The organism is Bradyrhizobium sp. SZCCHNGR1005 (assembly GCF_032489995.1).
Lineage (GTDB): Bacteria > Pseudomonadota > Alphaproteobacteria > Rhizobiales > Xanthobacteraceae > Bradyrhizobium.
The window spans coordinates 367223-390914 of sequence record NZ_JAUEZC010000002.1; the positions used below are offsets into that span (position 1 = coordinate 367223).

A 23692-nucleotide genomic window follows, 5' to 3' on the forward strand; every position below is an offset into this window, starting at 1 on the left:
TCTACCTCAGCTCGACCGGCACGAGCCCCCCTTCAATCAAGAGAAGCAGGAACAATTCTCATGCATCGACCATCCTCCGACAACTGGGTCCACTACCGTGAACGATCCTCCGACCCCTTCCACAAGAAGGGCCACGTCCTTTCGGTCAGGGTCGACCAGGACGCCTATCAAAAATTGTCTGACCTCCGAACGCAACTCGCCGCCCGGATAGGCGTCCGCCAGATCACCATGTCCGCCGCGCTCGCGTACTGCATCACGACGGCCAGCGCCGACTGACCCACCTGAAAACTCCTCATCATGCTCAAAGCTCTTCAGCACGGTGAGGACCATTTCCCAAGCCAGCCGACCATCCTCCGGAAACGTCCTCAACATGCTGGGTCTTCCCGGCATTGCGAGGAGCTTTCCACCGTCAGGTAGACGCCAGAGCCTGCATCTGACGCCCCGACCTGCGCTCACGCCCCAGCCGACGCGTCGCCCACGTGCGCTGCTCTTAGCACCCTGAGGCTCTTTCTCGTCCCCTCGCCCATCGACCACCTTGCTCATCACCGTGAGCGAGGACGCGGGCCTTTGCATTCCAGGATCATCATGCCAACCAAACTCGAAACAGCCTATGAAGCTGCCATTCAACAGCAAGCCGCCTCCCGCCACCGAGCCATCACGAAGTTCGATCGGGAAGTCGCACGATCAATTCTCACCGCCGGTCTTCTCGCGATCCACGACAGCTCAGCGAATGTCGCGCAATACAGGGTGGTAGCAGCGCCGACAGGCAGCGGGAAGTCCAGCTATGCTTTGGCGTTCATCAAAGCCTATATTCAGACCGTCTCCGACGCTTCAGTGCTCTTCCTCGTCGAAACGATACAGCAGGCAGAAGCGACTTACAGGGAGATGTCGGCCCTGTTGGGTGCAGAGGCGGTTGCCGTCTGGACCAGCGCCCATGACAGACGGGTGCCAGCGGAAACAACGCATCGGGACCATGGGTTCACACCGACGCGCAGCTTCTTCGTCGACGATCTCGCCTCCTATCCCGTCGCCATCGTCACCCACAACTTCTATGCGGGACGAGGGAGAGCAAAGGCGACCATCCATAAAGATGGAAGCCGCAAGCTCACGTTTGTCGACGAGCGACCTGCGGATGTCGGCATCTTCGATGTGGATACGGGCCTCATCAAAACGGTCCGCGACAGGCTCGCCGAGATGCATTCGTCCAACCTCGAACATGTTGCCAAGCTGACTTCGCTGCATGACCACCTCGAAGCCGTGTGGCGAAGCACGTCGAGCAGACAAGCATTCGACGAGATACCGGCCACCACCGATATCGATCTCAGTTGGTTCATGTCCGATCAAGCCGGAAATTACATCGTGTCGTCGGACGAGAGCATCAGGCTGGCCTTTAGCTTCGGCAGAGCGCTGGCAAAGGGCTTTGCCTTCCTATCCCGCTATGATGACCACGGGAACGGCGCCCGCTTCATTGGCTATGAGATGAACATGCCATTGAGGCCCGGGACGATCCTGCTCGACGCCACCGCCGACATCGACGGCGTGTCGATAGTGGTCACCAACCGGAAGCCGGTTCCTGTTCCGCAGGTCGACTACAGCAACCTCACCATCACCCATATCCCACCGCAGCTCCCAAAGAAGAAGACATTGGCCCAAATCATAAGTCATTCGAGAGATGCGCGACCCTACGCGCAATGGATCATGGAGACCGTGAAACAGAATACAAAACCCGGAGAGAAAATTCTCGTCGTCGCTCATAAGGGCCTGTTCAATCATGCCTACTTGCCCGACGGGCACAGCCGGTTCGAAAATGCCCTCGACCTCGACGGGAGGCAGGTTTGTCTCTCGCATTGGGGAACTGGCATCGGCTCCAATCGATGGCGAGAGGCAACCGTGGTCTTCCTCTTCGGTGACTACCATGTCCCCAAGAGGGCCATGGTCGGCACGAGCCTGGGCTTGAGAGAACAACGAGCGACGTCGGTGACACTCGCACCGTTTCAGAGCCCAAACCCGCGAGCAGGCGGTTTGAAGGCACTTCGGGATGGCAATCTGTGTCGGCACACCAAGCAACTCGCGATGCGCGGCAACGCGCGAAACATCGACGAGAACGGCGTGTGCGGTCATCAGCGGCTATACCTCACCTGCGAGTTCGAACGGTTGATCGCCTACAAGGACCAGATGTTCCCTGGCGCGACGATCACCAGTCGACCGTCGACGGCAGAAGGTGCATTCGCCGGCGCGAAGGCGCTGGCCAGTTTTTTCTACGGCTCCGACGTAAGCGAGGTCACCACCGCAGAGTTGGAACAGCGCACGGGTGTGTCGTTGAGGAAGAACGTCGCCCGCTATCTGAAGGCGCCGATCGTTCAAAAGGCGATGGAAGATAATGGCTTCAGATTCCAGCCCGGGTGTGGCCGTGGCAGGCCCGGACGCTTCACGCGGACCACGCCCCTGAAAGCCGCCGCCTGACAAGGCAAGTCGAGGCTGCCGGAGAAGACTTCGCCCAGAAGCCCCGGCAGGCTTGTTCACGTAGCCCGAGGCAAATGAGAGCGGGCTCTAAAATTTTGGGCAAACTTCTGAGAGCCTTGCGTCACCCCCGCAGGGCTCGTTTCCCCCCGGTGCCCTGGCACAGTCTTGTCACAGCCAACTGTGACAGGGTCGCCGCTCCCGCGTCGCCTCGTCCCACGAGACCCTTTCGTCTGTCAGACTGGTGTGCTAGGGATGGTCGGTGTAACGGACTGGTTCTCAAGGGGAAAACAGAAGCGCCCCGATCACCGTGTCGACCGCTAGCACAAGGCACCCATGGCTCAGCCTTGTAGAGCGTTGCCCTCCGAAGGCAAAGGTCACACGTTCGAATCGTGTCGGGTGCGCCATTTCGGTACAGAACTGGGCACGCCAAAACCCGCCGTTTTTGCGCGGCGATGCCGCGCCCAACGTGCGCGGGCACGCTTTCGACCATCTCTTCCGCGTCCACTTCGATTCACTGGACTCAGCGCGTCCGCCACACGCGCGCCGCTGACGCCAGCGGCGGCGCCCTAGCCGATCAAGGTCGCGATGCTCTCGGCAAGCCGCACCAGTGCAACGCCAGTGAGAACATGGGGTGCGCAATCGCGCACACGCACGAACCCGAGCTTACGATAGAGACTCCGCGCCGAGTTGTTTTTGCGCACTTCCAAGTCGATGAAGCTTGCTTGACGGCTAAGCGCTTCGTGTGCGGCCCAGGCTAGTAGCGCCCGACCGATGCCGCGATGTCTACTCTCCGGGGCCACGAACAGATCATTGACGTGCAGGGTGGGTTGGGTCCAGCCGGGAAAGAAGCGCTCGCTCACGATCATCATACCGACGACGCTACCGGCGAGTTCGGCAACGAAGGCAGCAAACCTCGGCGCGTGGCCGAACAAATCGCGCTGCCAATCTGCCTCGCTGGCGTTGATTGCATGCAATGCCCCCTCGGCGCGTGCGAGCCTTTCCTTCATGATCCGGATCACTGGAACGTCGCTCGGGCGCGCCGGGCGGATATTGCAAGGAAGTGAGTCCATTGGGAGCAGCGAGCGGTTCACCTTGGCGAGTCGCCAATGAGGCGGTCTTAGCTTTTCAGAACGAGCCTTGCGAATTCGCTCACGTATTGCAGCCACCAATTTCGTCGCAAGCGGGCGATCTGTTCAAGAGTCTGTGCTGTCGGCAGGAGCATGCAACCGATCCTTGTGCGATTCCGTATGAGGTGCAAGTCTGAACAGGAACTGTTCACAAATTGTAAACCATGGAATTGCGCGGAACGGAGCATAGCAAGCGGTAGCGAAGCACTCGCGCGACTGGACCTAGTACCTCCGATCTGAAATCGCTACACGCCGCGAGTTTGTCTCAGTGGCCGCAGCATCATAGCGCTGTGACGAGGTCATAGGGCCCGACTTCATCGGTTATGCCCGCAAATTTACGGAACTTCCGAGCAACGACTAGGACTGGCAGCGTTCCATGGATCTGTTCATCGGCACAATGGGCGCAGGGCAAATCGCCGGCGGGAGCGGTCCGGCCAGATAATGTCTGTCGCTCATTCGCGCACGGACAGCACGATCTTGCCGATATGGCCGTTTGATTCCATGTGCGCGTGCGCACGGGCCGCTTCGGACAACGGATAGACACGATCGATATGCGGGCGAACCGCGCTCGCGAGAAGCGGCCAGACCTGCTGCTGCAGGCAGCCCGCAATCCGCCGCTTGAGTTCGAGCGGCGTCGAACGCAGGAACGCGCCGGTGACGCTGGAGCGGCGCGCCATCAGACTGCGCAACGGCACGCTGAGCTCCTTGCCGCCGCCGGCCGAGAGAAAGGCGATACGTCCGCCCGCTGCGAGTGCAGCGAGATCCTGCACGATGTGCACGCCGGCCGAGGTGTCGAGAATGCAATCGACGCCGCGCCCGTTCGTCGCGGCGCGAACCTGTTCAGCGAGATCGGGATCGGCGTAATCGAACACGGCGCGGGCGCCGAGGCCACGCGCCACCGCGCGCTTCTCTTCCGTGCCGGCGGTAGCGAAGACATCATGACCGAGCGCATGCAGCAGTTGGATCGCGATCGTGCCGACGCCGCTGCTGCCGCCATGGATCAGCGCCGTCTCTCCTGGCGCCATGCGCATCAGGTCGAAGAAATTGAACCAGGTCGTGAACAAGGCTTCGGGCAGCGCAACGCCGCGCACCCAGTCGAACCCGTCTGGCATCGGTAGCGCAAGACGCTGATCGGTCGCGACATATTGCGCATAGGCGCCGCCATCCGTCAGGGCGATCACCGCTTCGCCGAGCCGCTCCTTCGCGACGTTGCTGCCGCAGGCGACGATGCGGCCGGAGGCCTCCAGGCCCGGCACCGGATTCGGCTCGCGTGAGGGCCCCGCTGCGCGCTGATTGCAATCGTGCCGGTTGATCCCGGCGGCTGCGATCTCGATCAGCACATCGTCGGGCCCGAGCTGCGCCGGCACCGGCCAGTCAAACCGCTCGAACAGGACCTCCGGGCCACCGGCGGCGGTGATGATGACGGCGTGCTGAATCTCCGGGATCATGCTCGTTTGCTCATGCGCTCACTTCCCGACCAGGCTGCATTTGCTGCGATCGAGCGAGCGGAAGGCCTGATCCGGCGGGATCGTCGCGACCAGCTTGACGAAATCCCATGGGCCTTTCGATTCGGCCGGCGTCTTCACCTGGACCAGATAGAGATCGTGCACCATGCGCTGATCGTCACGGATGTGACCGTTGCTGGTGTAGGCATCCGACACCGGCGTGGCCTTCATCTTCGCCATCACGGTTGCGCTGTCGTCGGAGTCGGTGTCCTTCACCGCCTGCAGATAATGCCGCACCGCGGAGTAGACTCCGGCCTGGATCTGCGAGGGCATCGCCTTGCGGCGCGCGTAGAAGGCATCCGAGAACCGGCGCGCGGCAGGAGAGGCATCTTCGAAGAAGCTGGTGACGACGAGATCGCCCTGCGTGGCCTTGAGGCCGATGGCTTCGATATCGACGTTCTGGAACGACATCGGCACGATCTTGATGCCTTGCGCCGCGAGCCCGAACTCGTCGGCCTGCTTGATCGCGGTGGCATTGTCGCCGGCGACGTTGAGTGCCAGAATTTTGGCCCCCGAAGCCTGCGCCTGCAGCAGGAAGGAGCTGTAGTCGGGCGTGCCGAGCTGCGCCTTGACGCTGCCGGCGACCTTGCCGCCAAGCTCCGCGATCCGGGCGCGCGCAGTCGCCTCCAGCGAATGGCCGAACGCATAGTCACCGGTGATGAAGAACCACGGCTCCTTGCTGGTCTGCATGATGCCCGAGACCATTGCGGTCGCGGTCGAATAGGCATCGTGGGTCCATTGCACGGAGGTCGGGGCGCAGGCCTCGTCGGTGAGCTGGTTGGCGCCTGCCCCCGAGATCAGAAAGATCTTCCCGTTGCTGCGCACCAGCTCCTGCACCCCAAGCGCGGCGCCCGAGCTTCCGCCATCAGCGATCGCCTGCACACTATCCTGCTCGAACCAGCGCCGCGCGATGGAGACCGCGATGTCCGGCTTGTTCTGATGATCCGCCTGCAGGATCTCGATCGGCTTGCCATCGATGTTGCCGCCGAATTCTTCCGCTGCCATCCGTGCCGCTTCGACGGAGCCAGGCCCCATGGCGGTGGCGAAAATGCCGTTCATGTCCGTGAGCACGCCGATGCGAATGGCATCGCCTTTGATCTCGGCCTGCGCGGACGAGGCTGCAAGCAGAAGCGCGACGACAATGCTGGACCTGAGACAGCGCGACATGATGATCCTCCCCGGATTCAACGACTTTGTTTTTGATTGTGGTGTCTTGGTTGTGCGCCTCACGACGTGCCGTGAGGCGCACCAGCTCACGCCGCGGCTTCGGCCGCGACGGGATTGCGCAGGATGCCAATGCCCGAGATCTCCACTTCCACGGTGTCGCCCGGCTTCATGAACAGAGGCGGGTTGCGCTTGAAGCCGACCCCGCCCGGCGTGCCGGTGACGATCACGTCGCCGGGCATCAAGGTCATGATGGTCGAGCAATAGACGATCAGATCCGGCACGTCGGTGATGAGGTGATCCGTGGTGGTCCGCTGCACGGTTTCGCCATTGAGGCGCGTCTGCAGCGCGAGCTTTGAGGGATCGGGAACCTCGTCGGTGGTGACCAGCCACGGACCGAACGCGCCGGACCGATCGAACGTCTTGCCGGACAGAAACTGCGAGGTGTGGCGCTGCCAATCGCGGATGCTGCCTTCGTTGTAGCAGGAATATCCGGCGACATGCTTGAGCGCGTCCTCGCGCGTGATGTGACGGCCGGCTTTGCCGATCACGAGTGCTAGCTCGCCTTCATAATCGAAATGCTCCGAGACATCAGGACGGATGATCGGCTGCAGATGCCCCACCTGGCTGGTCGGAAAGCGCGCGAACAGCGCCGGCTTCTCGGTGACGGCCCGTCCGGTCTCGGCGACGTGATCGCGATAATTCAGGCCGACACAGATGATCTTGCCGGGGTCTGGGATCACCGGCGCGTAAGTCAGCGCGTCCAACGCATAGTCCGGCGTCTCGGATGCGAGCAGACCGGCGACGCCGCCGAGCGCGCCCGCTTCGAGCAGCGCACGCAAGCTTTTCGACGGAAGACGACGGCCGAGATCGACCACGCCGTCTCCTTTGACGACGCCGAAGCCGGACCGGCCGTCGATGACAAATGACAATAGCTTCATGCGCGAACCCTTGTTTCGATTGCAATGATCAAGCAGCGCTCGGCATCGGCGCCGCGAAGGAGAGCGTGGACAGCAGCGCGGCGAGATCGTCGGCTTTGCGTACGCCTCCCAGGATGTAGCGGTCCGGCCGCATCAGCACGGCCTTGAGGCCGCACCGGTGCAGCCAGTCTTCAAGACCGGCGGCCTCCTCGCTGTGCAGAAGCTCGACACCCGCTGCGGCCATGATCGCGCGGTGCTGCTCGCTCAGGGCGGAGCCGAGATCGGCGCCGCATAGCAATGCAGAGCGATAGCCGACGCGATCATCGGCGCGCTCGCCATTGTCCAAGCGGAATTGCGGCGCCAGCTTTCCCGTCATGCCGGTGTCGCCGCCGGTAAGACCTGGGCCGAGCACCGGCTTCTGGACATCGAGCTTGAGCTGGCCATTGTCATGGGGCGTTCCGGTCGCCAGCGCGACCTCGACGGCCTTGGTGTTGATCAGCCCGCCGAGCCGGATCGCAAGCTCGATGAACTCTCGCACATGCGGAGCACGCTCGCTCTGATAGCTGTCGAGCAGGTCAGGCGCGGCCCTGCCGTCGACGACATAGGCCAGCTTCCAGGCGAGATTGGCGACGTCGCGAATGCCGGCGCACATGCCCTGGCCGAGAAAGGGTGGCGTCTGATGCGCGGAATCACCGGCCAGCAAAAGCCGTCCCGCGCGCCACTGCTTGGCAACGGCCGAATGAAATGTATAGACGGCGGCGCGCTCGATCTCGGCCTCGTCGGGCCTGAGCCACGGCGACAACAGCTCCCACACCCGCGCCGGCTGCGCGATTTCGACGACATCCTCATCGGGACGAACCGTGATCTCCCAACGCCTGCGGTTGCCGGTGCCGCGGATATAGGTCGCCGGCCGCTGCGGATTGCAATGCTGAACGCTGAAATCGCCAAGATCAGGCCGCTCGCTCCTGAGCAGCACGTCGAGCACCAGCCAGCGTTCATGGAAACCGAGGTCGTCCAGGCCTGAGCCGATGAAGCGACGCACCAGCGAGCGCGCACCGTCGCACCCCACGACATAGGCGCAAGTCGCCTCGAGGAGCTGGCCCGTGCCCAGGTCCTCGTAGCGAACCCGCGCGCCATCGCGATCCTGATCAATGGCAAACACATCGCAGCGGTTGCGCAGCTCGACGTCGGGCCAGCGCTCCAGGCCCTTGTTGAGCACATCCTCGAGATCTGGCTGATGAAAGCGGTAGCTGAGATTCCACCCCATCGGCGTCAATTCGCGGGGGCGCGGCCAATCGAGCAGCAGCCGGCCCTCGGCATCGACGAACCGCATGCCGGGACTCAAGGTGACGTGCGGCAGGATCGCGTCGGCAAGGCCGACGGTCTGGAACACGCGCATGCATTCGTCATCGAAATGCACCGCGCGCGGCAAGTGATAGGTCTTCGCCTCGCGTTCCAGCACCAGCGTGCGCACGCCGCATAGCCCGAGCAAATTGGCAAGCGTTGCGCCGACCGGGCCCCGGCCCACGATGACCACGTCGAAGCTTCCGGAAGATGCGGATATGTCGCTCATATCCGCATCTGTTCCGCAACCGCCTCGCAGCTTCAAGGCGCGGGTGCGAACTGTCCGCGCAGCGGACGCTCAGGCCTCGACCGGGATCGCAGCGGCGGTTTCGAGCAGCGGAGCGGCGTATTTCGCGACGGCCTCATCCAGCGACATCGCCGAGCGGATCCAGATGATCGAGATGCAGCCGAACACGACGTCGCCGCGGGTGATCGGCACGGCGATGGAGGATGTCCTGGCGTTATATTCGCCTTCATTGCGGATGGCGTAGCCGCGCTGAGACGTCTCCACGATCATGCGCTTCAAACGGTCGGGCGCGAGAAACGGGCGGTCGTCGGCATCATCGATGCGCCGCAGATGGTTGATGATGACGTCGCGCTCTGCCGGCGCGCAGGCGGCCAAATATGCGCGGCCGGCAGAGGTCTGCAGCATCGGCAGGCGCTTGCCGATCATGCCGCGATCGATCGAGAGCGGGCTGCGCGCATGGGTGGTCTCCTGGATGACCATCGACGCATTCTCATAGGTCGACAGATCGACCGGCCACACCAGCGTCCTGCTGAGTTCGGCGAGATAGGACGCGGCCACCTGACAGATGAAGATGCCGGGATCGTAGCCGTCGCCAAGGCTCAAGGCGTGACGGGTGACACGGAAGCGATCATCGCTGGCGCTACGCGCGACATAGCCGAGTTCCTCGAGCGTCTCCAGCAGGCGATAGACCGTGGGCCGCGGCAGATCGAGCTGGCGCGCGACATCGCCGGCGCGGATGCCGCCGGATCGATTGACCTCGCGCAGCACGTCGAGACCACGCTTGAAGGCGCGGACACCCTCCGCCGGACGGGCCCGCGGAGATCGCGTCCGTTGCTTGGACACCTTGAAATTCCTCCCTGTCCTTCTCATCCGCTCGCCGATACCGTCTTGAAAACGCGAACCGGATGCAGGGACGACAGTCTACTGCAGGAACGAACAGGGCTGATACGAAATTCCGCACCAGCCCCTGTCGGGAGGACAGCATGGAAATCACCGCACTGGGTTACGTCGGCATCAAGTCCTCCCAATTGGAGCAGTGGAGCCGTATGGCCACCGACCTGCTCGGAATGCAGCGGGTCGATGGTGCGGCCAAGGTGCAGGCCTACCGCATGGACGATCGCAAGCAACGGCTGATCGTCGACGGCAGCGACGATTCCGGACTCGCTGTGATGGGCTGGGAAGTTGCCGATGCGGCGGCGCTCGACCGCCTCGCCGGGCGGCTCGAAGAGCATGGGGTCAAGGTGACGCGGGGCGCGCGGGCGTTGGCCGAGCAGCGCCACGTCACCGAGCTGATCTCCTTTCAAGATCCCGCCGGCCATCCGATCGAAGCGTTCTGGGGCGCGGCGCTCGCGTCCGATCCCTTCCGGCCGGGGCGACCGATCTCCGGCTTTCGCACCGGCCCGCTCGGCATGGGGCACGTCGTGCTCAACGTCGAGGAGGTCGAGCCGCTGTTGCAGTTCTACCGCGACCTGCTCGGCTTCAAGGTCTCGGACTTCGGGCTCACCCCTTACAAGCTCTATTTCTTCCACGTCAACGGCCGGCACCATAGTTTTGCGATGGTCGGCTCGGGGCGCCGCGCGCTGCATCATTTCATGGTCGAACTCGGAAGCCTCGACGATGTCGGCCAAGGCTACGATCTCGCGCAGCTCGAAAATGGCCGCGTGGCCTACACGCTGGGCCGCCACACCAACGATCACATGACCTCGTTCTACGTCAATACGCCGTCCGGCTTCTTCATCGAATATGGCTGGGGCGGCCGGGTGATCGATCCCAAGACTTGGCAGCCGCATGAGACCTTCGACGGTCCCTCGCTCTGGGGCCACGAGCGCTTGTACATGCCGGAAGAGCAGCGCAAGCGGCTGCGGGACATGCGGCTGTCCGCCGCCGCGCGCGGCATTCGCGTGCCGGACCCCAGCGTGCCGCCCTTGAACTGCCCCTGGTTGGACACGGTGATCGCGCAGGAATGAGCTGATGTTGCTGTGGGCGGCACAGCGAGCGGCGATTTCGATCTCTGATGCTCTCCCGACGGCGCCTCTGATCCGGCCGCGCTTCGGCCGGCGCCGAGCGTCATGTAGTTATGAGTTGCGGGGTGCGGAGACCTCGGATCATGCGCCGTCCTGACTGCTCGATCCTTCGGACTTGCCGCGATCCATGCCGCTGGAGGCTCATTCACATGCTGGTGAACCATGATCCAGATCAAGACTCACCTCCAATCGTTGAATTTTCATTGCATCGCAACCAGGAGATGTTTTGAAAATTTTAGGAATCACTCCTGGATCAAAGCGACATCAAGGAGCTGACTATGACCAAACGTATTCTTGTCAGTCTTGCTATCCTCACTCTCGCCGCTTCCGCCGCTTCGGCCGCGCCTCGGAACCATCATCAGCGCGCAATGAACGCGTATGCCCGCGTCGGCGGACCTCCGGTCAGTGCGCCGGCCGGTGTGAGCAACGATGACCGCGCCTTGTATTTCCAGAACCTGCGCGACTCCGGTTACAACCCGAGGAACGACTACAACGCGAACGGAACTATCAAGACGCAATAACGTCAGCTCTCGTTGATCCATCATCGCCTTCCCCTCGGGCTCAGACAGCAGCCTCGCGGGGAAGGCATGTTGGCGCTTTTCGACGCGCTTGCGCCGTTCGATTGGTTCAGGTGCCTTCCGGCCATCGGCGCGTCTCGGGCCCCGCAATCAACATTGTCAGTCGAAAATCCGCCCAGCCCGCGAACGACATTGAGACTTGCTGATAGTGCAGCAGCCCATCAGCCGGGTGTTTGAAGATGCGCTCGCCGCCTTCGCGGGCCAGCACGCCATGGGCAGCCCAGGCGCGCGCAAAATCGGGGCTCTTCCCACGCAACTCTTCGACCAGACCGCACACCGCGGGATCATCGACGTGCCCCGTGGTTGCAGCACGAAACTCGGCAACGACGCGCTGTGCGCGAATGTCCCAATCGACGATGAGCGAGCGCGCCTCGGGCCGCAGGAAGATATAACGTAGCAGGTTGGGCTCGCCCCCGCGATCGAGCCAGCCCGCAAATAGTCGCGCCGCTTTGGCATTCCAACGACGCCCCGTCCAGGTGCGGTCGAGGATATAGGCCGGACCGTCGATCGCATCGACACAGCCAAGCATCTCATCCGGGGGATTGTCGTCGGTATCGGCCCTGTCGGGGTCGCGCTTGCCGGACAGTTCGAACAGATAGCTTCGCTCGGCCCGCGACAGGCGCAGGCCTCGCGCCAGACGGGCAAGTGCCGCGGGCGAAACGGAAACGTCGCGGCCCTGCTCGATCCATGTGTACCAGGTCGCGCTCAATCCGCAGAGCTGCGCCAGTTCCTCGCGCCTGAGACCGGGCGTGCGCCGCCGTGGCGCGCCAGCAAGTCCGTGCGCGGCTGGATCCTGGCGCTCTCTTAACGAGCGCAGAAATGCCCCCAGAGAGAGGGCTTGGTTTTCCGGTGCGTGTCCCTTCATGGTGCAGGAAATACTAGGATAAGTTCCGATATTAAACCGGCATGCCGCCGATGATACCCTTCGCCATCTGGAAGGGAAGGGAGGATCGGCATGGGCAAGCAGTTCGCGAAGATCGAGCCGGAGCACCGGTATTTCATCGCGCGGCAGAAGATATTTTTCGTCGCCACTGCCCCGCCGAAGGGGCGCATCAACGTCTCACCGAAAGGATTATCGTCTCTGCGCGTCCTCGCCGACAACGAGGTGGCCTACCTCGATTGCACCGGCAGCGGCAGCGAGACCCGCGCCCACCTCGCGGCCTCCGAAGACAAGCGGCTGACCATCATGTTCTGCGCATTCGAAGGCCCGCCCGTCATCCTGCGCCTGTACGGTCAGGGGCGGTCGCTGATGCGCGGCACACCGGATTATGCCGCCCTGCTCCCGCAGTTCGAGGAGATGCCCGGAGCCCGCCAGATCGTGCGTCTCGCCGTCGATCTGGTGCAGACGTCGTGCGGCATGGGCGTGCCTCTCTTCGACTACAAGGAGGAACGGGGCAGCCTGATCCGCTACTGGACCGCGCAGGGGCTCGACAATCTGCGCAAATATTGGGGGCTTAAGAACACGAAAAGCATCGACGGGCTGCCGACCGGCTTCTCCCCGGACAGCATGGCCGGGATGCGTTGAGGCTACTCGGGATGGCATCGTGCTGGCGGATTTCCGCGAACGGCCGCTCGCGCCCAAAAGCCGATTCCGCCCATTCGCTCAATACGATGACCCCTGTCCAGATCACGAACGAAAAATATTCTTCTTTCGTTTTTTCAGAATTCATGATTATCTACTGCCATCCAGCCTCGTGCAGAGGGCGTACGCGCGATCGTCACGATACGTGAGGCGGGAAGCGGTGGCCGCGAGGCATTGCAGCATTCATTGGCAGCATTCATTGAATGCGGACGAACGGTGCTCTTGCGGACGGCCAAGCCGCGTGGTCCTGGCGCCTCGGTGCTGGCGCTAAGTTCGCGACGGTGCCACTCGACATCGCTCTGCGATGAGATGGCATCGCGCTGATGACGGGGGCAAGAGAGCCGATCCCCGGGGAGAGCGCGGAGTAAGCCGTAACACCATCGCGCAGGGAAGGCCGGGTCATCTCGGCTGAGCCTGTGGTTCCTGCCCCGTGCACTTCTTCACGCACGGGGGCCATGGGTGCCAGCCGGCACCTGGTCTTCCCTGCCCCTCTCGCTTGCAGAGGGCTCGCATTCAGCACAACTCGGGCGCATCAGCACCGCGAGACCGCGGCGGCTTGGATCGTCTCGTGCACCGCTTCCTTGCATCGTTCCGAACATCATCATCAAGACCGCGCGAGCGCGGAATTAGAGATTGCAGCGGCCCGATCGATCCGGTCGAGTCATGCAGACACGTTCAGGGGGGTGGAGGCATCCACCTCGTCCTGACATTCGTCCGAACCAATGCGAGAGGTCAAGCCGATGAACGGTGCAGAGCTTTTGGTCGCCGCCTTGCAGAACGAGGGCGTCACTCGGATCTTTGGCGTACCTGGCGAGGAGAATCTCGATGTGGTCGAAGCGCTCCGGCGCTCTCCCATCGAGCTGGTGCTCACACGGCATGAACAGGCCGCAGCCTTCATGGCCGCCACCCACGGTCGGCTCACCGGCCACCCCGGCGTCTGCCTGGCGACACTGGGACCGGGCGCACTCAACTTCACGACCGGCGCCGCCTATGCGCTGCTCGGTGCCATGCCGATGATCATGATCACGGGACAGAAAGGCATTCTGAGCCGCAAGCAGGCGCGGTTTCAGGTGGTCGACATGGTCTCGACCATGACGCCGCTGACCAAGATGGCGCGCCAGATCGTCAGTCCGGCGACCATTCCCTCGATCGTTCGCGACGCCTTTCGCGTGGCTCAGCAGGAGCGGCCGGGACCGGTGCATCTGGAACTGCCGGAAGACATCGCCGCCGCCAAAACTGCAGACACCGCTCCGATCCCGCCGCATCCGATCGACATGCCGGTCGCCCAGCCCGCAGCCCTCGATCGCGCGGCCGAGCTGATCAGAGCCGCACAGCGGCCGCTGATCATGTTAGGTGCCGCCGCCAGCCGGCCACGCATCGCGGCGGCGCTCGCCGATTTCGTCCGCCGCCTGCAGATTCCGTTTTTCAACACGCAGATGGGCAAGGGCTCGGTGGCCGGCGGCTCCGGACTCTACATGGGCACCGCCGCGCTTTCCGAGCGCGACTATGTTCACGACGCGGTCGACCGCGCCGACCTGATCATCGCCATCGGCCACGACACCGTAGAGAAGCCGCCGTTCCTGATGGGGCCCGGCGGGCCGACGGTGCTCCACGTCGGCTATCTTCCCGCGACGGTCGAAGAGGTGTTCTTTCCGCATGCCGAGCTCATCGGCGATGTCGGTCCAAGTCTGAAGCTGCTGGCTGACCGGCTCGAAGGCCAACTGCCGAATGCCGGCGCGTTGCTGACGCTGCGCGCGGAGATCCTCCGCCACATCGCAGACCGCGCCGAGGAGAGCCGCTATCCGCTGACACCGCAGCGGATCGTGCACGACGTGCGCAAGGTGATGCCCGAGGACGGCATCGTTTGCCTCGACAACGGCATGTACAAGATCTGGTTCGCCCGCAACTACAGGACCCGCGTCGCCAACACGCTGCTCCTCGACAATGCGCTTGCGACCATGGGTGCCGGGCTGCCGTCGGCGATCATGGCTGCGTGTCTTTATCCCGATCGGCGCGTCATGGCGGTGTGCGGCGACGGCGGCTTCATGATGAACTCGCAGGAGCTCGAGACGGCGGTCCGGCTCGGCGTGAACCTGGTCGTGCTGATCCTGCAGGACAATGCCTATGGCATGATCCGCTGGAAGCAGGGCGTCGACGGCTTTCCCGATTTCGGCATGACCTTCGGCAATCCCGATTTCGTCGCTTACGCGCAGGCTTATGGCGCCAAGGGCAGCCGGGTGGCGACGGCCGACGGGCTGGCTCCGGCGCTCGAAGCCGCGTTCGATGCACAGGGCGTGCATCTTGTGAGCGTTCCGGTGGACTACTCGGAGAACATGCGCGTGCTGGTGCAGGAGCTGCAGGCGCATGCGCCGGGAGGGGGTGCGGGAGGAGGTGAATGAGCGCCACGTTCCCGCCTGGACAATCTACTCCGCCGCGGCGGCGCCCAGCTCGCCGGCGCGATCGAACACCACCTTGCCGTTCAGAAGCGTGATATCGCAGTGGACATCATGCTCCAGATGCGCAGGCTCGATCGCGAAGAGGTCATCGCTGAGCACCGCGATATCGGCCGCCTGCCCAGGCACCAGCCGTCCTATTTCATGTTCTGCAAACTGCGTGTAAGCGCCGCAATAGGTGTAGGCATGCAGCGCTTCGGCCATCGAGAGCAGCTGATCCGGCCCCAGCACCGTGCGCCGGTTCGACATCCGCGTCGTCATCGTGAACAGGTTCTTGAACGGATCGGTGGTCGACACCGGCGCATCCGAGCTCGCCGCCGGGTGCAGGCCGGCATCAAGCCATTTGCGCATCGGATAGGCCGCGGCCGTGCGCTCGGCGCCGACATTGCGCAGATAGAGGTCACCGAACTCGTACATGAAGATCGGCTGCGGCACCGGATCGATGCCGGCGTTCGCCATGCGCGCGATCTGGCCGTCGCTGAGGAAGCCGCAATGCTCGATGCGGTGGCGGCGGCCCTCGATCGGCTGATCCGTCGTGCCGGCCTTCTCGATCCCGCTCAGCACCTGCTCGATCGCGGCATCGCCGATCGCATGAATCGCGAGCTGATAGCCGAGCGCGTGATAATGCGCCAGGAACTGATGCATTTCCTTATCCGAGAAGCAGAAGATGCCGCGATTGTCAGGCTCGCCGACCAGATAGGGCTCGCTCATCGCCGCGGTCAGGCCGCCGGCGCTGCCGTCGCCGAACACCTTCATCGCGCCGTAGCGCAACAGGCCGGTACGGCGGCCGAAGCGATAGCCGGCTTCAAAGGCCTTGTCGCCGATACCGTCGGGATTGCCGTAGATGCAGGCCCAGACCCGCAACGGCAATTCGCCCGCGGCCGCGAGTTCTTCATAGGCCGCGATCTCTTCCATCCCGGCGGACATGCCGACCGCCGCATCCATCACGCTGGTGAAACCCTGCGACAGCATAAAGCGGCTCGCGCGGTCGATCGCCGCGCGCAGCTCTGCCCGGGTCGGCTTCGGGGCGACCTCGACGATCAGACGCATTGCGCGCTCGGCCAACAGCCCGGTCAGCTCATTGTCGCGCCGCTCGATCAGCCCGCCATCCGGGCTCGGCGTGTTGTGGCCGATGCCGGCCTCGCGCAGCGCCAGCGTATTGGCGATCGCGACATGGCCGCAGGTGCGCTTGATGTAGACCGGATTATCAGGCGCGACGTGGTCGAGCTCGGCGGCCGTGGGGTGGCGCTTTTCTGCAAGCTCGTTGTGGTCGTAACCGCGGCCAAGAATCCACTCGCCGGGCGAGGCCGTTTTGGCCTTTTCCGCGATCCGGCGCAGGATCTCGCCGACGCTGCGCGCGCCCGTCTCGGGGCGCAGATTGATCTCGGCCATATGGAGACCAAAGGGCAGCAGATGCATGTGCGCATCGTTCAGCCCGGGCACTGCGAGGCGGCCGCCGAGATCGATCGTGCGCGTCGCGGGACCGGCAAGGCCTGCGATATCGGATGCTTTGCCAGTTGCAAGGACGCGACCGCCAGCGACGGCAAGCGCTTCGACGAAGCCGTCATTCAGGCCGCAGAAGATGCGGCCGTTGCCGAGGATGAGATCTGCTTGGTCCATTACCCGCGCGCCCCCGATTGCCTGTCGCGCCAAGCTCAGCGGGCCGATGCGGTGATGTCAATCGCGCTTGCCGCATGGGGCAATGCGATGGCGGGGCGTGAGGAAAATTTACGCAAGGTGATCGCGGCGTGCACGCGACGCGGCGGCTTCAGCCGGCATTTCTGCTCAAGCCGTCGGCAACCGTTCTCGAAAGAAACTGACGACGCGCGCCACGGCATCGCCCGTCGCGGGATCATTGTCGGCGAAGTCGAAACCATGGGCCTTGCCGGGATAGGTGACGAGCTCGGCCGGTGCCCCCACCGCCTTGGCGAGTTCGACCAGAGCCTTGCCGCGCGCCAACGGAACATTGCGATCGGCGTCGCCGTGCAGCTCGATCAATGGCGGCATATGCTTCACGCCGGGCGCGATCTGGTCGGGCATGCCGGCATACAGCACCGCGAGCGCGGCAACGCGTTCATCGCGCACGGCTGTCGCCGCAGCAACGAAGCCGCCGAGCGAAAATCCGACCAGGCCAAGCCGGCCGGAACTATCGGGCCGCGCCAAGACCGCGGAGATAACCGACGATACCCGCTCGGCCCAGGCAGCAAATCGTGCGTCCTGATGAGCGATGCGAGCTTCCCGCGTGCTGATCTTCGCCAGCGCCTGTTCGTCGACCGGGCTGTAATAGCGCACCAAGTAGGTGTCGATGCCCGCTTCCGTCAGCGCGTTGGCATAGCGTTCGTAGGCACGCTGCCTCAATTCGACACCGCGCGCGCCATGCAGGACCAGGACGCTTGGCCGCTTCGCCGTGCCGCTTGCGGCATAGCGGGTCAAAGCGATCGGGCCTTCGGCCGACTCCACGTTGAACTGTTCGGCAGGCTCCGCGCGCAAAGGGTGAGCTGCAACAAGAAGGGCAAGACCGCTCAGGACGGTCCTGCGGGTGACCGGGAGGGTCGCAATGGATATGGATGGGATATCCGGCGTCGACATCGTGACAGATCCTTATGCCTAGACCACTTACGGCAAAAGGGACCGGCGGGAACGGACTGTCAAGTCGGTGCCGCGATCCCAGGATACGCGACACGCAGCTGCTGCGGCTTAGGCGGCTGCGGCCATCTCCCAGCGCGCCGGCGCACGAAAGGCCTGATGCGAAACCGCGAACGCGCTCGCAGCGCTGCGCGCGGCAAAATAGTCCTCAAGCTCGGCGACGGCGCGGCTTTCCCACTCTTCCGCCTGCTCCAGCAGCGACCAGCGCTGATGCGGGCGGCGCGCTGCGGTCTGGCGATACAAGGATGCGATGGTGCGATAGCGGCGCACGTTTTCCAGGACGGCTTCCCCATTCATCGTCATGCTCAATCTCCCCACTCTGTCCCCCTCAGGACAGAGCCACGGTGCACCAGCGCGATTTTCGAAATCGTTAGCGGCCCGGCTCGGCCGATGCGATGGTTGGCGAACCGTTGCCAGCGCGCCCAGGCCAGCGTGCCCAGACCGGCACGGCCGAGCGGCGCATGCCGCGTCGTCCTTCTCGCCCGCGCGGTTAAACATCCCGAAACCCTGTTCGGCAGAGGGCCGGAGGGTGTCTCCTTTCGGCTACGCACCAGTCGCGGTGACCGAGGCGCGGAAGCGCCAGATCGTCAGCCCCAGAAACACGGCGGCGATGCCGGCAACCAGGAGGAACTGCGGCCAAACCACATCGAACCCGGCGCCGCGATACAGGATCGCCTGCGCGAACGACACGAAATGGGTCGAGGGCGACGCCTTCATGATCGTGGACAGCCATTCCGGCTGGCTCTCGACCGGGGTCGAGGCGCCGGACAGCATGTTCATGGGGACGGCAACCAGGATATAGAGCAGCCCAAGCTGCGGCATCGAGCGCGCAATCGTCCCGAGAAACAGGCCGACGGCGGTGGCAAAGAACAGGTAAAGGACCGCGCCCACCATGAACAACGGGATCGAGCCGTTGATCGGCACGCCAAGGATGAGCCGAACCACGACATAGAGCGCCAGCATCACTGCGACCGCGATCACCAGCGCATTGGCCCATATCTTCGACATGGCGATCTCGAATGGCGAGAGCGGCATCACCAGCAGATGATCCATGGTGCCATGCTCGCGCTCGCGCACCAGCGCAGCTCCGGCCAGTATGATCGCGAGCATGGTGACGCTGTTGATGATGCCCATCACGCCTTCGAACCAGGCGGTGTCGACATTCGGATTGAACGCGATCCGCGTCACCAGATTGACCGGGGACAACGGCGTTTTTTGCGCCCGGGCCAGGAACCAGTCGATCTCGGTGTCGATCATCTGCAGGATGTAGCCAGAGCCGAGGCCCGCCTGGACCATCGCCGTGGCATCGACATTGACCTGCAAGGACGGCTTATGACCGGCCATCACGTCGCGCTGGAAGTTCGGCGGAATGTCCAGCACGAAGGTGAACTTGCCGTTGTTCATCAGCGGCTCGATCTGTCCTTCCGCGATATGAACCGGTGGCTGGAAGTAGGGCAGCAGAAATGCACCGATGATCCGACGCGAGAGTTCGGAGTTATCCTCGTCAGCCACGGCAATGGAGGCGTGGTAAAGCTCTTGCGAGTTGCTCTGCGCCTGGCTGATCACTGCGACGGTGAACGAATAGATCACGAGACCGATCAGCACGAAATCGCCGAACAGGCTGCGCAACTCCTTCGTTCCGAGCCAGAAAATGTTGGACAGCGAGCGCATGGCGCCTCACCGCTCCTGCTTCGGCAGCAGGACGAGACTCAGCGTCGTCAGCACCGGAATGAACACGAGCAGCATCAGGATATATTGGCCGAGATCGGCAAAGCCGAGACCCTTGGTGAAGGTACCGACCGTGATCGGACGGAAGTAGGTCATCGGAAAGCACATCCCGAGCAGCTGGGCGAATCCCGACAGCGAGGACACCGGGACCAGCATGCCGGAGAACTGGGTGGCCGGCAGGATGGTCAGGATTGCAGTCCCGAACAGCGCCGCAATCTGGGTTCGGCAGAAGGTCGAGATCAGCATGCCGAAGCCGGTCGTCGTGAAGACATAGACCAGAGTTCCGACGAGCAGCGGCAGCAGGCTGCCTTTGAAGGACACTCGGAACAGCCACAATGCCATGATGAACATGACGACGAAATTGACCAAGGCGACTGCGATATAGGGCAGCTGCTTGCCAAGCAGGAATTCCAATCGCGTCACCGGCGTGACGTAGAGATTGGTGATCGAGCCGAGCTCCTTCTCGCGAACCACCGCCAGCGCCATCAGGATCGCCGGAAACAGCGCCAGCATCAGCGCGATCGTGGTCGGTACCATCGCATAGATGCTGTCGAACGACTGATTGTACTTGAATCGGATGGCGATAGTGGCGGGCGAAGGCGCAGCCGGCTGCGTGGTCTTGACGGCCGGATCGGACAGATAGAGCAGATGCGTGCCCTGAAGATAGCCGCGGATGGTCTCGGCGCGGAACGGCATCGAGCCGTCGATCCAGGCCGATACGAAAGCCGGGCGGCCTCGCTTGATGTCGACGCCGAAGTTCGGCGGAATCTCGATCGAGGCCTTGATGTCGCCGTTCTTCATGCGCCGTTCCAGGTCGGCGTAATCGGTGATCGGCGGCCGTTCGGTGAAATAGCGCGAACCGCGCAATTCCGAGAGATAGGCGCGACTTTCCGGCGTCTGATCGTGATCGAGCGCCGCAAAAGTCAGATTGTTGACGTCCGTGGAGATGCCGAAGCCGATCACGATCATGAGGAAGGCGGTGCCGAACAGCGCAAACAGCAGCCGGATCGGATCGCGCACCAGTTCGAGCCCCTCCCGGATCGTATAGGCGAACAGCCGTCGCGAACTGAACAACGCGCGCCTTCCGTCGGCCTCCGATCCGGCTTCCGCCGATCTTGCCGCAACCGCGCGGTCGGGATTCGTCTGGGTCAGCGTGACCGATGCGCCGTCCTCCACGCCCGCATCCTGCTCGAGGAAGGCGATGAAGGCTTGCTCGAGCGTTTGCACGCCTTTGGCCCTAACCAATCCCTCGGGGGTATCGGTCGCAAGCACGCGACCGTCGTGCATCAAGGACAGACGGTCGCAGCGCGCCGCCTCGTTCATGAAGTGCGTCGAGACGAAGATCGTCATGCCGTCGCGGCGGGACAGCTCGATCAGAAGGCGCCAGAACTGGTTGCGCGCCACCGGATCGACACCCGACGTCGGCTCGTCCAGGATCAGCAAGTCCGGCTTGTGGACGATCGCAACCGCAAGCGACAAGCGCTGGCGGATGCCGAGCGGCAGATCGGCCGCGAGACTGTCGAGATGGTCGGCGAGATCGCAGCGATCGACCAGTTCGTCGATGCGTTTTCCTGCCTGATCGAGCGGCAGATGAAACAATCGTGCATGCAGGACGAGATTTTGCCGCACCGTCAACTCGCCATAGAGCGAGAAGGCTTGCGACATGTAGCCGACCCGCTGGCGGGATTTGTTATCGCCGGCCTCCATGCTACGCCCGAAGATCAGGGCCTCGCCTTCGCTCGGCGACAACAAGCCGGTGAGCATTTTCATCGTGGTGGTCTTGCCGGAGCCGTTGGAGCCGACGAAGCCGAAGATCTCACCCTTGCGGATCGAGAAGCTGACACGGTCCACGGCCGTGAAGTTGCCGAACCGGCAGGTGAGGTCGCGCGCGATGATCACGGGCTCGGCGCTGCCGTCGAGCGCCACGCGGATCGGCATCTCCGCCTGTGCCTGGCCGGGGGCTTGCGGCAACAATGCGACGAAGGCGTCTTCGATCGAGGCAGCGCCGGTCTGCGCCCTGAGCTCCGCGGGCGAGCCGGTCGCGAGCACGCGACCATCGTTCATGGCAATCAGCCAATCGAAGCGCTCGGCCTCTTCCATATAGGCGGTGGCGACCATCACGCTCATGCCGCCGACACTGCGCGCGCGCAGCCGATCGATCAGATCCCAGAACTGGCGACGCGACAGCGGATCGACGCCGGTGGTCGGCTCATCCAGGATGAGAAGATCGGGATCGTGGATCAACGAGCAGCACAATCCGAGCTTCTGCTTCATGCCGCCGGAGAGCTTCTTGGCCGGACGGTCCGCGAAATCTGCCAGCCCCGTGCTCTCGAGCAGCTCGGTGATGCGCCATTCGCGCTCGTCCTTCGATTGGCCGAACAGGCGGGCGAAGAATTCGATGTTCTCGCGGACGCTGAGATCGGGATAGAGGTTCTTGCCCAGGCCTTGCGGCATGTAGGCAATGCGCGGGCAGACCTTGGCCCGTGCGCGCTGGTCCCCAATATCAGCGCCAAGGACGGTCGCCTGTCCTTCCTGAATCGCGCGGGCTCCGGCCACGATCGAGAGCAGCGACGATTTTCCGACCCCGTCGGGGCCGATCAGTCCGACAAGGCAGCCGGACGGAAGATCCAGCGAGACATCGTCGAGGGCGGTGACGTCGCGATAGCGCTGCGAGACGTTCCTGATCACCGCAACCGGAGGCCCACCCACGCTCATGGCGATGCTTGCAGGCTGGCTGGCCAAGCGACGTCGGGCTTCCAGCGGATATAGGCAATGCCCGGCAGCCCGCTCCTGACGGCATCGGCGTGCGCAGCCAGCAGCTCCTGGTCGACCCGCACGCGGATGCGGAACATCAGCTTGTCGCGCTCGGTCTGCGTCTCCACCGTCTTGGGCGTGAACTGCGCTTCGCTGGCGACGAACGAAACCTTGGCGGAAATCGGATGGTCGGGATAGGCGTCGAGGACGATGCGAGCGTCGGCTCCGACCTTGACCTTGCCGGCCTGCTCGGTCGGCAGGAAGATGTCCATATAGACATAGCCGACATCGAGCATGGTGAAGACCTTGCCGCCTGCGGCCAATACTTCGCCGATATTGGCGAGCCGATACTGGATGCGGCCGGCTTTCGGTGCGATCAGCGAGTTGTCGGCAATCTGCACGCGATAAAGCGCGGCATCGTGACGAACCGCTTCCAACGCACGCCCGGCTTCCGACACCCTGGCCTGAGCGCCGATGAGCCCCGCGGTGGCCGCATCGAGCGTCTGCTGCCGCTGGTCGGCGATTTCCTTGGTGGTCCAACCGTTCTGCAACAGCGCGCGGGTTCGCTGCATCTCCTGCTCGGCCAGGGTCTTCTGCGTCTGGGCTTGCGTGACGTTCGCCTGCGCCTGGTCGACGACATGTTGCGCCTGTTGCTCCTGGGCCTCGGCTTTCGACAGCGACTGTTGGAGCTCCTGGGTGTCCATTCGAGCGACCACCTGCCCGGGCACCACCGTATCGCCGATGTCGGCGAACAACGCGGCGACGCGTCCGGCGTATTTGGTGGCGATATCGATCTCGTCGGCCTCGATGCGGCCGTTGCCGAAGCTGATGCCGACCGGCAGCGGCGGATGCAGATGCTTCCAGTAGAGATAGCCGCCGCCCGCGCCGGCGCCGAGAACGGCAGCGAGCAGCAGGAACGGCCAGAAGCGGCGCCTCGGACGGGCAACATGCCGCACGGGAACGGGCAGAGCGCTGACGTGAGCTGGATCCACCCGATGGGGCTCAGATGCGCTCGCGGCTTGCGGAGCGGCGACGAGCTGATCTTGCTGCGGATCCATGTACAACGCCTTTGCATTCCAGAACACCCGTGTCGTGCCACAGGCACCCGCGGATCCGTTGACGCAGCTCAAACGGCGCGCGCGGCGCCTGGCGAGACG

General features: G+C 63.6%; 19 protein-coding genes and 1 tRNA gene. 6 read left to right on the forward strand and 14 right to left on the reverse strand.

The genetic code is table 11. The features are described 5' to 3' along the window. Positions 1-36 precede the first annotated feature (36 nt). Entirely contained in the window at positions 37-372 is a 336-nt protein-coding gene (locus QXZ85_RS07795; RefSeq protein ID WP_316173895.1) for a hypothetical protein, read from the reverse strand. Positions 373-585: 213 nt separating this feature from the next. Between QXZ85_RS07795 and QXZ85_RS07800 the strand changes: the two genes are divergently transcribed. Both QXZ85_RS07800 and QXZ85_RS07805 read left to right on the forward strand, forming a co-directional pair. Further along, on the forward strand, positions 586-2463 hold the full coding sequence (locus QXZ85_RS07800) for a DEAD/DEAH box helicase family protein (RefSeq protein WP_316173897.1): 1878 nt from the start codon (positions 586-588) through the stop codon (positions 2461-2463). Between the two features lie 327 nt (positions 2464-2790). Further along, a tRNA-Arg gene (locus QXZ85_RS07805) sits at positions 2791-2867 on the forward strand. 162 nt (positions 2868-3029) lie between these two features. Here the strand turns inward: QXZ85_RS07805 and QXZ85_RS07810 are convergent. From QXZ85_RS07810 to QXZ85_RS07835, 6 genes are all read right to left on the reverse strand, one after another. Continuing rightward, positions 3030-3470: a GNAT family N-acetyltransferase gene (locus QXZ85_RS07810; protein WP_315743495.1), complete on the reverse strand. Its 441-nt coding sequence runs from the start codon at positions 3468-3470 to the stop codon at positions 3030-3032. Between the two features lie 572 nt (positions 3471-4042). After that, positions 4043-5038, reverse strand: coding sequence for an NAD(P)H-quinone oxidoreductase (locus QXZ85_RS07815; protein ID WP_316173899.1), 996 nt, complete (start codon positions 5036-5038; stop codon positions 4043-4045). A gap of 18 nt (positions 5039-5056) precedes the next feature. Continuing rightward, positions 5057-6262, reverse strand: a complete 1206-nt coding sequence (locus tag QXZ85_RS07820; protein ID WP_315702434.1) for an ABC transporter substrate-binding protein — start codon at positions 6260-6262, stop codon at positions 5057-5059. An 86-nt stretch (positions 6263-6348) separates the two neighbouring features. Beyond that, positions 6349-7200: a fumarylacetoacetate hydrolase family protein gene (locus QXZ85_RS07825; RefSeq protein ID WP_315702433.1), complete on the reverse strand. Its 852-nt coding sequence runs from the start codon at positions 7198-7200 to the stop codon at positions 6349-6351. Between the two features lie 28 nt (positions 7201-7228). Beyond that, positions 7229-8752, reverse strand: a complete 1524-nt coding sequence (locus QXZ85_RS07830; RefSeq protein WP_316173901.1) for a bifunctional 3-(3-hydroxy-phenyl)propionate/3-hydroxycinnamic acid hydroxylase — start codon at positions 8750-8752, stop codon at positions 7229-7231. Between the two features lie 69 nt (positions 8753-8821). Then, positions 8822-9613 carry a DNA-binding transcriptional regulator gene (locus tag QXZ85_RS07835; RefSeq protein WP_315702431.1) on the reverse strand — a complete coding sequence of 264 codons (792 nt, stop codon included), beginning with the start codon at positions 9611-9613 and terminating at the stop codon, positions 8822-8824. 140 nt (positions 9614-9753) lie between these two features. Between QXZ85_RS07835 and QXZ85_RS07840 the strand changes: the two genes are divergently transcribed. Further along, a complete protein-coding gene (locus QXZ85_RS07840) occupies positions 9754-10737 on the forward strand; it encodes a VOC family protein (RefSeq protein ID WP_316173903.1) in 984 nt (327 codons plus the stop codon). Positions 10738-11072: 335 nt separating this feature from the next. Then, positions 11073-11315, forward strand: coding sequence for a hypothetical protein (locus QXZ85_RS07845; protein WP_315702429.1), 243 nt, complete (start codon positions 11073-11075; stop codon positions 11313-11315). 106 nt (positions 11316-11421) lie between these two features. On the opposite strand, the gene QXZ85_RS07850 is transcribed toward QXZ85_RS07845, so the two are convergent. Further along, entirely contained in the window at positions 11422-12237 is an 816-nt protein-coding gene (locus QXZ85_RS07850; RefSeq protein ID WP_315761779.1) for a helix-turn-helix transcriptional regulator, read from the reverse strand. A 90-nt stretch (positions 12238-12327) separates the two neighbouring features. Here QXZ85_RS07850 and QXZ85_RS07855 point away from each other — a divergent pair, with 90 nt between their 5' ends. Together QXZ85_RS07855 and QXZ85_RS07860 are read left to right on the forward strand one after the other, a co-directional pair. Beyond that, the gene (locus QXZ85_RS07855; RefSeq protein WP_315702428.1) at positions 12328-12897 is read left to right on the forward strand and encodes a pyridoxamine 5'-phosphate oxidase family protein; all 570 of its coding nucleotides are present in this window, start codon (positions 12328-12330) and stop codon (positions 12895-12897) included. A gap of 797 nt (positions 12898-13694) precedes the next feature. After that, positions 13695-15353, forward strand: a complete 1659-nt coding sequence (locus tag QXZ85_RS07860) for an acetolactate synthase large subunit (protein ID WP_315769648.1) — start codon at positions 13695-13697, stop codon at positions 15351-15353. Between the two features lie 24 nt (positions 15354-15377). On the opposite strand, the gene QXZ85_RS07865 is transcribed toward QXZ85_RS07860, so the two are convergent. The 6 genes from QXZ85_RS07865 to QXZ85_RS07890 form a co-directional block, all read right to left on the reverse strand. After that, the gene (locus tag QXZ85_RS07865; protein ID WP_315769649.1) at positions 15378-17027 is read right to left on the reverse strand and encodes an amidohydrolase; all 1650 of its coding nucleotides are present in this window, start codon (positions 17025-17027) and stop codon (positions 15378-15380) included. A gap of 165 nt (positions 17028-17192) precedes the next feature. Further along, entirely contained in the window at positions 17193-17996 is an 804-nt protein-coding gene (locus QXZ85_RS07870; protein WP_315743507.1) for a dienelactone hydrolase family protein, read from the reverse strand. A gap of 108 nt (positions 17997-18104) precedes the next feature. Continuing rightward, the gene (locus QXZ85_RS07875; protein ID WP_409977468.1) at positions 18105-18356 is read right to left on the reverse strand and encodes a hypothetical protein; all 252 of its coding nucleotides are present in this window, start codon (positions 18354-18356) and stop codon (positions 18105-18107) included. Between the two features lie 240 nt (positions 18357-18596). Further along, on the reverse strand, positions 18597-19724 hold the full coding sequence (locus QXZ85_RS07880) for an ABC transporter permease (protein WP_315702424.1): 1128 nt from the start codon (positions 19722-19724) through the stop codon (positions 18597-18599). Between the two features lie 6 nt (positions 19725-19730). After that, positions 19731-22496 carry a ribosome-associated ATPase/putative transporter RbbA gene (gene rbbA, locus QXZ85_RS07885; protein ID WP_315702423.1) on the reverse strand — a complete coding sequence of 922 codons (2766 nt, stop codon included), beginning with the start codon at positions 22494-22496 and terminating at the stop codon, positions 19731-19733. After that, positions 22493-23593, reverse strand: coding sequence for an HlyD family secretion protein (locus QXZ85_RS07890; RefSeq protein WP_315702422.1), 1101 nt, complete (start codon positions 23591-23593; stop codon positions 22493-22495). Before QXZ85_RS07890 ends, rbbA begins: the two co-directional genes overlap by 4 nt. Positions 23594-23692 lie beyond the last annotated feature (99 nt).

Coding starts and splice junctions, on each gene's coding strand:
- QXZ85_RS07795 (WP_316173895.1), bottom strand. CDS start 372: ATGTTGAGGACGTTTCCGGAGGATGGTCGGCTGGCTTGGGAAATGGTC.
- QXZ85_RS07800 (WP_316173897.1), top strand. CDS start 586: ATGCCAACCAAACTCGAAACAGCCTATGAAGCTGCCATTCAACAGCAA.
- QXZ85_RS07810 (WP_315743495.1), bottom strand. CDS start 3,470: ATGAAGGAAAGGCTCGCACGCGCCGAGGGGGCATTGCATGCAATCAAC.
- QXZ85_RS07815 (WP_316173899.1), bottom strand. CDS start 5,038: ATGATCCCGGAGATTCAGCACGCCGTCATCATCACCGCCGCCGGTGGC.
- QXZ85_RS07820 (WP_315702434.1), bottom strand. CDS start 6,262: ATGTCGCGCTGTCTCAGGTCCAGCATTGTCGTCGCGCTTCTGCTTGCA.
- QXZ85_RS07825 (WP_315702433.1), bottom strand. CDS start 7,200: ATGAAGCTATTGTCATTTGTCATCGACGGCCGGTCCGGCTTCGGCGTC.
- QXZ85_RS07830 (WP_316173901.1), bottom strand. CDS start 8,752: ATGAGCGACATATCCGCATCTTCCGGAAGCTTCGACGTGGTCATCGTG.
- QXZ85_RS07840 (WP_316173903.1), top strand. CDS start 9,754: ATGGAAATCACCGCACTGGGTTACGTCGGCATCAAGTCCTCCCAATTG.
- QXZ85_RS07845 (WP_315702429.1), top strand. CDS start 11,073: ATGACCAAACGTATTCTTGTCAGTCTTGCTATCCTCACTCTCGCCGCT.
- QXZ85_RS07850 (WP_315761779.1), bottom strand. CDS start 12,237: ATGAAGGGACACGCACCGGAAAACCAAGCCCTCTCTCTGGGGGCATTT.
- QXZ85_RS07855 (WP_315702428.1), top strand. CDS start 12,328: ATGGGCAAGCAGTTCGCGAAGATCGAGCCGGAGCACCGGTATTTCATC.
- QXZ85_RS07860 (WP_315769648.1), top strand. CDS start 13,695: ATGAACGGTGCAGAGCTTTTGGTCGCCGCCTTGCAGAACGAGGGCGTC.
- QXZ85_RS07865 (WP_315769649.1), bottom strand. CDS start 17,027: ATGGACCAAGCAGATCTCATCCTCGGCAACGGCCGCATCTTCTGCGGC.
- QXZ85_RS07870 (WP_315743507.1), bottom strand. CDS start 17,996: ATGTCGACGCCGGATATCCCATCCATATCCATTGCGACCCTCCCGGTC.
- QXZ85_RS07875 (WP_409977468.1), bottom strand. CDS start 18,356: ATGACGATGAATGGGGAAGCCGTCCTGGAAAACGTGCGCCGCTATCGC.
- QXZ85_RS07880 (WP_315702424.1), bottom strand. CDS start 19,724: ATGCGCTCGCTGTCCAACATTTTCTGGCTCGGAACGAAGGAGTTGCGC.
- rbbA (WP_315702423.1), bottom strand. CDS start 22,496: ATGAGCGTGGGTGGGCCTCCGGTTGCGGTGATCAGGAACGTCTCGCAG.
- QXZ85_RS07890 (WP_315702422.1), bottom strand. CDS start 23,593: ATGGATCCGCAGCAAGATCAGCTCGTCGCCGCTCCGCAAGCCGCGAGC.